The following is a 12,828-nucleotide window of genomic DNA, read 5'->3' as shown; positions in this document are numbered from 1 at the left end:
GTGGATCCCCCCTTGAATCTTTTTCCGAGTGAGGTCGTGCCCCGTTTCCCCCGTGACGAGGCTGCATCCGTACAAGGCGGTGCGTGGGAAAATTCTCCGAGGGTGACGGCGCTGCCGCAAAGGCGGCGCGCCGGTCCTGTCCGGTCCCTGACGGATGGGCTTCCGACGGCACGCGAAGCGGGGGCGGGACCGGCCCGTCAGGTCTCCCGGCCGGGCCTCGGCGCGCCCCGGGGAAGGATGTGCGGCCACGCTGCCGAGCCTGCATCCTGCGCGTTCCGCGTCGGTCCACCGGTGCGATCCGAACCTGCACCGCGAAAGAGGCGTCGCATCCTGTGGTCCCCCGTTTTGCATCCGTCGCGTACCGCGGGTGGGCCTCAATGCTACGTCCCATTGATGTGCCGATTCTTACCGCCGGTACAGCCGTGAGGTGGCCGGAAATCCTGGACCGAACGGTTCCAGCCAATTTCTGGCCGACTTCGATTCGGTCGCCCCGGGTTTGCCGGTCGACTACCGAATAAATATTAGATGCTCATAGCAGGCAGAAAGGCTATCTGTCCAGGCCAACGTTGTCAACTGTCGCCCTGTTCACGGCTCTTGCCTACTCTCCGGATGGTCCACCGAGGGGTCCTTTTACAGTCCGTTGATTTACCGGACGGTTAAAGGAAGGGGCCGGACATGACCAATCGTGACATCGGTCACGGGAAAGCGCTTCCGGTGCCCGTTCGGGCAACCGGCATTGTGCCGGGGGTCTCTGACTCTTTGTGCTCTTTTCAGAATGCTGCCGTCCTCGCCGAGCCGTGCTGACGTGGGAGTACGGAGCTGTTCCGCCTGGCCGAGAGGGAATGAACACGCAGCTGCGCCGGCGCCGCACAAGACCGCCGGACCGCCGCTCGACGAGCCCCGGGCACCGCCCTTTCCCGACGGCCGGTCGGCAGCGACCGGCACGAGGCCGCCCCTCCTGGAGTTCTGTCCCGGAGCAAGCGTTTGAGTACCGGTGAACAACGCGTGCGCGTGGGTGTGAAAACGGTCAGGGAAGAATCGAGTCGACGTACCCGCCGTCGACACGAAGGGCACCGCCGGTCGTGGCCGAGGCCTGCTCGGAGCTGAGGTAGACCACCATGTGCGCGATCTCCTCGGGTTCGATGAGCCGCTGCAGCAGCGACTGCGGGCGGTACTCGCGCATGAACGCCCGCTGTGCCTCCTCCCAGGGCAGCTCCCGGTCGACGAGGCCGTATACGAAGTCCTCGACGCCGCCGGTGTGCGTGGGGCCCGCGATGACGGAGTTCACCGTCACGCCCGTGCCCGCCGCCTTCTTGGCGAATCCCCGGCTCACCGCCAGCAGCGCGGTCTTCGACATCCCGTAGTGGATCATCTCCGCGGGGATGACGACCGCCGAGTCGCTGGCGATGTACTGCACCCGGCCCCAGCCGCGCTCCATCATCCGCGGCAGGTACAACCGGGTCAGCCGAACGGCGGCGAGGACGTTCACCTCGAAGTAGCGCCGCCACTCCTCGTCGGTGATCTCGAACGGGTCGGCGGATCCGAAGACGCCCAGGTTGTTGACGAGGATGTCCACCTCGGGCAGTGCCGCGGCCACCCGGGCCACGCCCTCGTCGCCCGCCACGTCGGCGGCCACCGGCACCAGGTCGGTGCCGGGAGCCTCCCGGGCCAGCGACGCGAGACTCTCGGCCACCCGCCTCTCGTCACGGCCGTTGACGCCCACTCGGGCCCCGGCCCGGGCGAGGGCGACGGCGATGGCCGCACCGATACCCTGCGTGGAGCCGGTGACCAGTGCGGTGCGACCTGTCAGATCGATGTGCATGAGCGGGCGGGTTCCCTTCGTGCGCGAGCAGATGCCACGGCCCGTCAAGTCTGACCGCCGGGCACGCCGGACCGGCGAAGCACGCGGGCGTGATCGGCCGTTCGGAGCTGCTTCGCACGAGGCACCCGCCACCACCGGTTGCCCACCCCCTTCCGCTCCCCCTGCTCAGGCACGGTTTCCCACGCAGCCAGGGCGACGGGCGACGGGAAACCCGTCGACTGCGGCGGCCCGCTGCCGCGACGCTGATGCCGTCAGCACCGAGCACGACCTGCGACGACGCAGGAGAACTGCAAGGGGGAACCATGCGCAAGACGATTCGCGGGGCTGCCGCGTTCGCCACCGCCGCGGCCGCCGTTCTGGCCATGGCCGGCGCGGCGCACGCCAAGCCGGCGGCCGACCCGTGGGCCGGCTGCCCGGACGGCGCGGTGTGCGTCTACCCGCAGAACCAGAACCCGGCCCAGTCGCCGAGCCTGGTGTTCTACAGCTACGGGCCGCACAACCTCAGCAACCAGTACGGCCACCACTGGGTCCTCAACAACCAGTACGGCGGCGCCACCGCGAGCCTGTGCACGGGCTACAACGGTGCCGGCTGCGGCGCCCCCATCGCCGAGGGGACGGGCGTCTACGCCGACCTCACACCGATCAACTCCATCACCCTCAACCGGCCGTAACCCCACCCTCGGCCGGCGGAGGGACCCACGGGGGGAGCTTCCGGAACCGCAACCGCGGTTCCGGAAGCTCGTTTTCGGTCACTCCGTACCCATGGCTGGGCCACCTGTCCCATCCCGGCAGTAACCTGGGCTACCGCCGTCTCACGGCCTGGGCAACGCTTTGCCATGGGGGACGCCTTGGGGGAGCCGCAACACGGAGCCGACACCGGCAACCGGAACGAGAACGACGGGGGACGGACGGCGCCGACCACGCCGTCCTTCCCCGCACAGCTACGACGACTGAGGCAGCACCGCGGCCTGTCGCTCGCCGACCTGGCCAGACAGACCCATTACAGCAAGGGCTATCTGAGCAAGATCGAGACCGGTGCGAAGCGGGCGACCGCGGACGTGGCCCGCCGCTGCGACCAGATCCTGCGCGCCGAGGGCGCGTTGCTGCGCCTGGTCGTACCGCCGCGCCCGGCCGAACCGGACGACGGCAACGATGTCACCGGCCCCGCCTGCCCCTATCCGGGCCTGTCCGCGTTCACCGCGCAGGACGCCGGCCGGTACTTCGGCCGGGAGCGGGCCACGGCCGCACTCGTGGAGCGACTGTTCGGCAGAGTCGGCGCAGGGCCGCTGCTGCTCGTCGCCCCCTCGGGCGCAGGCAAGTCGTCCCTGCTCAACGCCGGTCTCGTGCCGGCACTGCGGCGCCCCGGCGGCTTCCCGATGGCCGGCGCCGACCGCTGGCCGGTCGTCACCCTCACGCCGACCGCGCACCCCCTGGACGAGCTGCTGGAACGCACGACCAAGGCCCTCGGCGGCGACCTGGACCTCACCGCCGCCCGGCTGGGCGAGCGGCCCGAGGCCCTTCTGGCGTCCGTGCGGACCCGCACGGAGGCGGCCCCGGCCGGGCAGCGGCCGCCACCACCGTCCCGGCTCGTCCTGCTCGTCGACCAGTTCGAGGAACTCTTCACCCTCTGCGCCGACGAGACCGAACGGCGCACCTTCGCCCGCGTGCTGTGCGCACTGGCCGCCCCGCCGCCTTCACCCGCCCACGATCCCGCGGTGGTCGTCCTGGGCGTGCGCGCCGACTTCTCCGGCCGCTGCCTCGAACTGCCGGAGCTCGCCGCCGTCTTCACCGACGGCCTCCACGTACTGCCCCCGATGACCACGGCGGAGCTGCGCGAGTCCATCACCCGCCCGGCCGAACTCGCCGGAGTCACCCTCGACCCCGGCCTGGTGCCGCTGCTGCTGCGGGACGCCGGGCTGACCGGAGCACCCGGCGCGCAGGGCGTCCCCACCGGTGCGCTCCCGCTGATCTCCCACGCTCTGCTGGCCACCTGGCGCCACCGCGAGGCCGGCACGCTGACCGTCGCCGGGTACGAGAGCACCGGCGGCATCCAGGGGGCCGTGGCACGCACCGCCGAGGACGCGTTCGCCCGGCTGTACCCCGCCGAGCAGCGGACCATCCGGCGCATCCTGTCCCGGCTCGTGCAGGTCTCGGACGGGGCCGGCGCCACCCGGCGCCGGGTCGGCCGTACCGCCCTCATGACGCAGCTCGCCGACGCGGAAGGCGCCGGCACCGCGCTCGACGTCTTCGTCCGCGCCCGGCTCGTGACCGTCGACAGCGACAGCGTCGAGATCACGCACGAGGCGCTGCTGCACAGCTGGCCCCGGCTGCGGACATGGATCAGCGCCGACCGGGCCGGCCTCCTCGCCCGCCAGCAACTCGCCCATGCCGCGGCCGCATGGGAACGCGAGGGCCGTGACCCGTCGGCGCTCTACCGCGGCACCCGGCTGGACACCGTACGGGCCTGGGCCGAGGACACGGACGGCCTCGGCCCGCTCGGCCCCGTCGAGGACGCCTTCCTGCGTGCCAGCCAGGCCGAGGAGGAGACCAGGCAGCGGCTGGCGAGGCGTCAGACCAGGCTGCGCCAGGCGATGGTGGTGACCCTCGTCGTCCTGCTCGGCTGTGCGCTGGCCGCCGGCGGGCTCGCCCACCGGCAACGGGCCGACGCGCTCGCCCAGGAGCGTCTCGCCCGCTCCCAGGCCCTCGCCGCCCGGTCGACCCTGCTGGCCGGGGGCCGCCCCGAGGCGTCCATGCTGCTGGCCGCCGAGGCCTACCGCACCGAACCGACCGCCACGGCCCGCGGCGCTCTGCTCAGCACCCAGGCGGAGCCGTTCGCGGCCCGGCTCGGCGGACACCGCGGACCGGTCAACGCGGTCGCCTTCGCACCGGGCGGCCGGCTGCTGGCCACCGGCAGCTCGGACGGCACGGTCCGGCTGCGCCGGCTGCCCGGTCACGGGACCACCGCGACGCTCACCGTCCCCGGGCGGATCCGCGCCATCGCCTTCAGCCCGGACGGCCGTACCCTCGCCGTCACGTCGTCCTCCGGACCGGTACGGCTGTGGTCGCCGGGCCGCTCCGCCCGCGCCACCGCCCTGCCGGCAGCGGACACCGGCGGAGCCCGCGCGGTCGCCTTCGCCCCCCGCGGCCACACCCTCGCCGTCGCCACCGCCCAGGGAGCCCTCCAGCTCTGGGACACGGCCGCAACTCCCAGGCGGGTGGCCCGGCTCGAAGGCCACTCCGGCCAGATCGACGCGCTCGCGTTCGCCCCGGACGGCAAGCTGCTGGCCTCGGCCGGCGCGGACCGGACCGTACGGCTGTGGGATCCCCGCGGGGCCGCGCAGGTGGCCGTCCTGCGCGGTCACACCGACGAGGTGCTGGGCCTGGCCTTCGCCCCCGACGGCCGGAGCCTGGCCAGCGGGGGAGTGGACCGGACGGTACGGCTGTGGGACGTCGGCGGCCGACGGGCCACGGCCACGCTCACCGGGCACAGCGACGACGTCAACGCCGTGGCCTACACCCCCGACGGCACCACCGTGGTCAGCGCGAGCGGGGACAGTGCGACCAGGCTCTGGGACGTCCGCAGCGGACGGCTCGTCACGACCCTCACCGGACACACCGACTACGTGATGTCCGTCGCCGTCGACGCCACCGGCACGCTCCTCGCCACCGGCGGGTTCGACCAGTCCGTGGTCCTGTGGGACCTGCGCGGCAGGACCCTGGCCGCCCGGCCGTTCACCGAGGTGTCCGCCCTCGCCTACCGCCCGGACGGGCGACTGCTGGCCACCGCCGACGCCGATCACACCGTACGCCTGTGGGACCCGGTCCGGCGCGGCACTGCGACGACCCTGGAGAGCCGGCAGGGAAGCGTCACCACGGTGGCGTTCGCGCCGGACGGCGCCACTCTCGCCTCGGCCGGCTCCGACGGGACGGTGGTGCTGTGGGACCTGACGGCCCGCCGCCGGCACACCGTGCTGCACGGCCACCGCGGAGCCGTGTTCGCGCTGGCGTTCGCGCCGGACGGCCGCACCCTCGCCTCGGCCGGTGCCGACCGCACCCTGCGCCTCTGGGACGTCACTGGCCGTCGCCCGCTCGCCGTCCTCACTGGCCACGCCGACTACGTCAACGACGTCGCCTTCAGCCCCGACGGACGGACCCTGGCCAGCGCCGGCGACGACCTGACGGTGCGTCTGTGGAATGCCCGCACGCACCGGCCGCTGGCCACGCTGACCGGTCACACCGGAGCGGTCCGCGGCGTCGCCTTCAGCCCCGACGGCCACACCCTGGCCAGTTGCGGCAACGACGGCACCGTACGCCTGTGGGACGTCGTGGGGCACCGGCCACTCGGCTCGCTGACGGGCCACACCGGATCGGTGCGCGGCCTCGTCTTCTCACCGGACGGACGGCTGCTCGCGAGCAGTGGCAACGACCGGACGGTGCGGCTGTGGGACGTGCCCGGCCGGCGGCCCTGGGCCACGCTCACCGGGCACACCAACGCGGTGTGGGGCGTGGCCTTCGCGCCCGGCGGCCGGACCGTGGCGAGCAGCAGCAACGACGGCACCGTCCGCATGTGGAACCTGGACGTCGGGGCCCGGCTGGCGGAGATCTGCCGCATGAACCGGGCCATGGACCCCGCGACCCGCCGCACCCTGCTCCCCGGCGAGCCGGCCCCCGGCACGTCCGCATGCCCGCGCCACTGAACAACCGCCCTGCACGGCGGGGGTTTCCCCGGCGTTTCCCGTTGCCCGTCCCAGGAGGTCCGCCCCACAGCCTCGACCGGTGCGCCACGGCCGGGAAATCTGGGCACCAGACCACCCCTCCCACCCGACCGGACGACCAGACCAGGAAACGGGGGTCCCGGCATGCTCAGGCGAACCGGAGCCATCGCCACACTCATCGCCCTGCTCACCACTCTCTTCCTCACCCCGTCCGCGATCGCCGCCGACCGGCCGGCCAGGACGGCGGACGACACCTGCGGCGTCCTCGCACCGGGCGCCTCCGCGGCGGCCGAACGGGCCGTCGACGCCGCCTGCGCACAGGTCGCGGCCGGCGTCTGGTACACCTGGGGCGGCGGCCACGGCGCCCAGCCCGGGCCCACCTACGGCAAGGTGGACCCCACCGACCCGGCCAGCGAACACGACCCCGAACGCCTCGGCTTCGACTGCTCCGGCCTGGTCCGCCACGCCTACGCCCAGGCCGCCGGCGCCGACATCCTCGACGGGGACGCGAGCACCCAGTACTACACCCACCGCACCGCCGACCGCTTCACCGCGTCCGACGGCCTCGCCCCCCTGCACCCCGGCGACCTGCTCGCCTACGGCACCTCCGCGGACCTGCACCACATCGCCATCTACCTCGGTGCCGGCAAGATGGTGGAGGCGAGGCAGTCCGGCACCAAGCTGATGGTCAGTGACGTCCGCCTCGGCGGAGACTACTTCGGGGCCGTCCGCGTCAACACCGGCACCGTGGAAGGTCCCGTCTTCCGCACCTGGGGCACCGGCGTCTGGACCAAGGCCCAGCCCTCCGTCAGGGCCGCCCGGGTCTACGCCTTTCCCGGTCCGACTACCATCCGCGTCGCCTGCCAGAAGCACGCCGAGGTCGTCACCGCCGAGGGATACACCAACGACGCATGGTCCTACCTCCCCGACTACCACGCCTGGGTCACCAACATCTACATCCAGGGCCCGGCCTGGCTGGACGGCGTACGGACCTGCACGACCCCGTGACGCGCGCACGGCACAGCCGTCGTCAGTGCCCTCCGGCACGGTGCCGCGCATGATCGACGGACTCGACCGCATCGACTGGTCGCCCCTGACCCACGCCTACGGCGCCGCCGAGAAGGTCCCGGCACGGCTGCGGGCCATGGGCTCGGCGGACGCCGGGGCCCGGGGGCGGGCGCTCGGCGACTTCTGCAGCGCGGTGCACCACCGGGGCACGTCCTGGCGCGTCTCACCTGAACCCGACGGACGACGCACCAGGCCGGCGCCCGCCCGCCCGGCCGCACGTGCGGGAACCCGAAGCAGACCGGGCAGGGGGCTGCCGTCAGGAGCCGGTGAGGACGACCAGCCGCTGGGTCGCCCGGGTCATCGCGACATAGCGGTCCACCGCCCCTTCGATGCCCTCGCCGAACTTCTCCGGGTCGACGAGGACGACCAGGTCGAACTCGAGGCCCTTGGACAGTTCCGGGGTCAGCGACCGGACGCGGGGCACGGCCGTGAAGGCGGGGTCGCCGATGACGCAGGCGATCCCGTCGGCATGTGTGGCGAGCCAGTCGTCGACGATCGCGCGCAGGTCCGCAGCGGAGCCGCGCGCGACGGGGATGCCGTTGCCGCGGATGGACGCCGGCACGTTGGCGTCCGGGAGCGCGGCGCGGATGACCGGCTCGGCCTCCGCCATGATTTCCCGCGGCGTACGGTAGTTGACGGTCAGCGACGCCTGGTCGATCCGGTCGAACCCGACCCGCTGGAGCCGTTCCTGCCACGACTCCGTGAACCCGTGCCGGGCCTGGGCCCGGTCCCCGACGATGGTGAAGCTCCGGGACGGGCAGCGCAGCAACAGCATCTGCCACTCCGCGTCGGTCAGTTCCTGGGCCTCGTCCACGACGATGTGCGCGAACGGCCCGGCGAGCAGGTCCGGTTCGGTGCCGGGCAGCGCGCCCTCGTCGACCAGAGTGTCCTTCAGATCCTGCCCGAGCAGCATCGTCACCGCGCCCTCGCCGTCGTCGTCGGCCGCGAGCACGTCGTCGATCACGCTCGCCATGCGCGCGCGTTCGGCGGCGGCGGACGCCCTGCGCCGGCGTTCCCGCCCTTCCGCCTCCGGGTCGCCGAGCCGCTGCCGGGCCGCGTCCAGGAGCGGCAGGTCCGGCACCGTCCAGGCCTGGGCGTCCGCGCGCTGCAGCCTGCGGACATCCTCGGGACCGAGCCAGGGAGCGCACATCCGCAGGTAGGCGGGGACCGACCACAGGTCCGAGACCAGGTCGGCCGCTTCGAGCAGCGGCCATGCCCGGTTGAGGGCCCCGACCAGCTCCTTGTCCTGCCGCAGCGCCCTTTGGAACTGCTCGGCCGGCATGTCGTCGCCGTCGTACCTCTCCTGGAGGATCGCGACCAGCTTCTGCCAGATCTGGTCACGTGCCTCGTTGTGCGGAGTACCTGGTTCCGGAGCCTCGAACGCCTCCGCCCAGTCAGCGGCGGTCAGCTGGATGCCGGTCCAGTCGACGGTGACCGTCATCTCCTCGGCGGGCGGCTCCTCGTAGAACCGTACGGCGGTCTCGATCGCCCGCACCATCTGCGCGGAGGACTTCAGACGGGCCACCTCCGGATCGGCCTCGGCCACGGCTTCGGCACCCTCGGCGACGAGGTCCCGCAGGATGCAGGTCTGCACGCCCTCCTCGCCGAGGCTGGGCAGGACATCGGCGACGTACGCCAGATAGGGCCGGTGCGGACCGACGAACAGCACGCCGCCCCGGCGGTGACCCAGACGCGGGTCGGAATACAGCAGACAGGCGGTACGGTGCAGCGCGACGACGGTCTTGCCCGTGCCCGGACCGCCGTCGACCACGAGAGCCCCGCGGGACCCGGCGCGGATGATGGCGTCCTGGTCGGCCTGGATGGTGCCCAGCACATCGCGCATCCGCGGCGACCTGCTGCTGCTCAGATGGGCGATGAAGGCGGACTGGTCGTCGAGCGCGGCATGCCCGGCGAAACCGTCGGCGGTGAACACCTCGTCCCAGTAGTCGCTGATCAGGCCGCCGGTCCAGCGGTACCTGCGGCGGCTCGCCAGCCCCATCGGATCGGCGTGGGTGGCGCCGAAGAACGGCTCGGCGGCGGGGGAGCGCCAGTCGATGAGCAGTCGGCGCCCCGTGCTGTCCGTGAGGCCGAGTCGTCCCACGTACACGGGCTCGGGGTCGTCCGCGCCGACCATGCGGCCGAGGCAGAGGTCCAGCCCGTGGCGGCGCAGCGCGCGCAGCCGACCGGTCAGCCGGTGGACCTCCACGTCCCGGTCCATCGCGGCCCGGCCCACCCCGCCGGGCGCCTTGAGCTGGGCGTCGAGGCGCTCGGACGCCTCGGCGATCGCCTGCTCCAGGCACTGCGCGACGGCCGCGAAGTGCTGCTCGTCGTCGGCGATCAGTGCCGGGCCGGCCTTGGCGGCGAGTCGGTCGGGAAGGTCGAAGGCACTGGTGGTCAGGGGGTTCATCGATTCGGCTCCGAAGTGGGTTCGCTCGCGGGTGTCGTGTGCGGCGGGGTTGTTCACGCGGATGTGGGCGCCCTTCCTCCACCGAAGGTGTCGAGCAGCAGCTTCGCGCCCACCGCCGCGCCGTCGCTGCGGACGGTGCAGGCCACGGCGGCCGCCCGGGCGCGAGTTCCGGGGGACAGGACCGAGCCGAGCGCGGCCGACAGGGACTCGAAGGTCGCAACCGGGCCGTCGTGCGCCGCGCCGATGCCCAGCGCGGCCACCCGGCCGGCCCAGTACGGCTGGTCCGCCGACTGCGGCACCACCACCTGCGGCACACCGGCCCGGGCGGCCGTGGTCGTGGTACCCGCGCCGCCGTGATGCACGACGGCGGCCACCCGCCCGAACAGCGCCTGCTGATTGACCTCGCCGACGACGAAGCAGTCGTCCTGGTCGTCGATCGGGCCGAGGTCCGCCCAGCCGCGGGCGACCAGCACCCGGCGGCCCTGCGCCCGCACCGCCCCGACGGCCACCCGCGCCGCATCCGCCGAGCCGTGCAGGGGCATGCTGCCGAACCCGACGTACACCGGCGGTTCGCCGGCCTCCAGGAACGCCACCAGCTCGTCCGGCAGCGGGCGCTGGTCCGGCAGGACCCACGCGCCGGTCTGTACGACGTCCAGGTCCGGCGTCTGCTGCCACGGATCCAGGACCGGATCCGTCGCCAGCCACGGCCGGTCACCGATGACGAAGTCCCGCACGTCGTCCACCGGGGGCAGACCGATCGACGCCCGACTGCCGTTGAGCGCCTCACCGAACAGCGCGTTGGCGTTCCGCGCATCCAGCTCCCACAGCACCTCGGCGTCCGTCACCCCGGGCGGGAGCGGCCGGCCCGGGTAGGCCAGTGGCCGACGCCGCGGCGACGGGAGGGTGAGCTGCTGGAAGGTCACGGACACGGAGGGGATGCCCAGTTTCTCGGCCACCGTCAGCGCGCCGGCCGCGGCCGGGATCATGCCGGTCGCCACCAGCACGTCGCACCCCTCGGCCGCAGCGGTGACCACGTCCAGCTGGCCGGCGATCAAGTCGGCCGCGCGCCGGGGCAGGGACGACGGCGGCGGCGCCGCCTTGGTCAGCGCGCGCGCCGACGGGCCGACCGGCACCAGCGGTACCCCCACCCCGGCCAGCCGCTGCGCGAAGTCCTCGTCGGGCGGCGCACACACGCGCACCTGCGCGCCGAACTCCCGCAGCCGCACGGCGAGTCCCGCCAGCGGTTCGACATCTCCACGCGACCCATACGTAGACAAAAGCACACGCATTTGCCGAATCCCCCATTTTCCGTAGCTTCCGGCCTCGGCCGGCAATTCTGCGGCACGACGGGGGCCTTGCCGCAAGCCCCCTGGTGCGCTATAAGTTGAGAGTGGCAAGGAGCGGACGACCTCCTTGCCTTTGCTGTTTTCGGGGGATCGAAACGACGTTTCCGTCGCAGCCGGGCAGTTGTAGCGTGTCGGGGTGACGGCGAACAACGTGCACCGGGAACTGGGCGAGGCCGCCTGGTCATGGGTGCTGAACCAGATCCGTGAGGACGAAGGCCCCTGGCTGCCGGTGGAGGTTGCCGAGGACGGCCCCGCCACCTCACCCGCGGAGGACCGCGACTCGCTGTACGCGGGGATCGCCGGCCTCGCGCCGGTGCTGGCGGAGATCGCCCGGTACCGGGAGCTGAGCGAGAGCGAACAGGCTCTGGCGACCGCGATCGTGGCCAGGCTCTCGACGGAGGCGGAACGGCGGGTCGAACCATCGTTGTACGACGGTCTGGCAGGCGACGTCGTGGCGCTGAAGCTGCTCGCCCCGGGCCAGGAGTCGGTCCCAATGAAGCGGCTGGCGGACCTGGCCGGCCCGGAAGGCTGGAAGACCACCCTCGAGTTCGAACCCGGCTCCGACGCACCGCTCAACGACATCGTCATGGGCACGGCCGGAGTGGTGCTGACAGCGATCTGGGCGGGCGGCGAGCGCGCGGAGCAGATCGCCACGACCGGCTGTGAGGCCCTGCTCGGGGTGGCCGACCGGACCACCGCGGGCCTGGACTGGGGGATGGCACCCGGCATCGCATCGCGCAGTCCGAACTACTCGCACGGCACCGCCGGGGTCGCCACGGCGCTGGCCGTGACGGGGGCGGCACTCGGCCGCGACGACTTCGTCGAGGCCGCGGTACAGGGGGCCCGGCACGTCCTGTCCGTCGGCTCCTTGGAGGACGGCGGATTCATCGTCCCGCACACCATCCCGCCGTCGACACGGGAGGTGGAACCGGTGACGTACACCTGGTGCCACGGCCCGGCAGGCACCTCGCACCTGTTCACGGCGCTGTCGCACGCGGGTGTGTCCGAGGTGTCGGGCATCGCGGTCGGCGAGCTGCGGGACCGCTGCCTGACCTCGATCCTGACCTCGGGTGTCCCGGAGCGCCTGCGCCCCGGCTTCTGGGACAACGACGGCCGCTGCTGCGGCACGGCGGGCGTCGGCGACGTGTTCCTGGACGCTGCGCAGGACTGCGCGGGCTCGGCACGGGCGGAAGTCTTCCAGCAGGCGGCGTGCACCATGGGCGACGCTCTGGTGGAGCGGGCGATCAGGGACGAGACGGGCGCCCGCTGGCGCTTCCTGGAACACCGCAAGAACCCCCCGCTGCTCCCGCCGGCCACCACCTGGATGCAGGGCGCGGCAGGCATCGCCGCCTACCTCCTCCGCCTCGGCCGCTTCCACGAGACCGGCCCGACCGCTCCGGTGGTGGACCGTCCGGACCAGTGGTGGGCGGTGCCGGCACAGGTGCGCAGTACGGCCTCGTGAGCGCGGCC

General features: G+C 72.9%; 7 protein-coding genes. 4 read left to right on the top strand and 3 right to left on the bottom strand.

Annotation, left to right across the window (positions count from 1 at the left end; translation table 11 throughout):
* Positions 1-1,027: 1,027 nt before the first annotated feature.
* Positions 1,028-1,822 (bottom strand): SDR family NAD(P)-dependent oxidoreductase, encoded by a 795-nt coding sequence (locus tag ACZ4SF_RS14520; protein WP_468383201.1) that lies wholly within the window; start codon positions 1,820-1,822, stop codon positions 1,028-1,030.
* A 302-nt stretch (positions 1,823-2,124) separates the two neighbouring features.
* On the opposite strand from ACZ4SF_RS14520, the gene ACZ4SF_RS14515 reads away from it, so the two are divergent.
* The 3 genes from ACZ4SF_RS14515 (at position 2,125) to ACZ4SF_RS14505 (ending at position 7,545) form a co-directional block, all read left to right on the top strand.
* Positions 2,125-2,493, top strand: a complete 369-nt coding sequence (locus tag ACZ4SF_RS14515) for a hypothetical protein (protein ID WP_468383199.1) — start codon at positions 2,125-2,127, stop codon at positions 2,491-2,493.
* 177 nt (positions 2,494-2,670) lie between these two features.
* Entirely contained in the window at positions 2,671-6,519 is a 3,849-nt protein-coding gene (locus tag ACZ4SF_RS14510) for an nSTAND1 domain-containing NTPase (RefSeq protein ID WP_468383197.1), read from the top strand.
* A gap of 162 nt (positions 6,520-6,681) precedes the next feature.
* Positions 6,682-7,545: an NlpC/P60 family protein gene (locus tag ACZ4SF_RS14505; protein ID WP_468383194.1), complete on the top strand. Its 864-nt coding sequence runs from the start codon at positions 6,682-6,684 to the stop codon at positions 7,543-7,545.
* Positions 7,546-7,861: 316 nt separating this feature from the next.
* Here ACZ4SF_RS14505 and helR read toward each other — a convergent pair whose 3' ends face one another.
* The gene (helR, locus tag ACZ4SF_RS14500; RefSeq protein WP_468383191.1) at positions 7,862-10,012 is read right to left on the bottom strand and encodes an RNA polymerase recycling motor ATPase HelR; all 2,151 of its coding nucleotides are present in this window, start codon (positions 10,010-10,012) and stop codon (positions 7,862-7,864) included.
* Between the two features lie 53 nt (positions 10,013-10,065).
* A complete protein-coding gene (locus ACZ4SF_RS14495; RefSeq protein WP_468383188.1) occupies positions 10,066-11,301 on the bottom strand; it encodes a glycosyltransferase in 1,236 nt (411 codons plus the stop codon).
* A 193-nt stretch (positions 11,302-11,494) separates the two neighbouring features.
* Here ACZ4SF_RS14495 and ACZ4SF_RS14490 point away from each other — a divergent pair, with 193 nt between their 5' ends.
* Entirely contained in the window at positions 11,495-12,820 is a 1,326-nt protein-coding gene (locus tag ACZ4SF_RS14490) for a lanthionine synthetase LanC family protein (protein ID WP_468383185.1), read from the top strand.
* Positions 12,821-12,828: the final 8 nt, after the last annotated feature.

The organism is Streptomyces sp. NPDC027663 (genome assembly GCF_055566415.1).
This window is presented reverse-complemented; position numbering and strand designations above follow the sequence as displayed.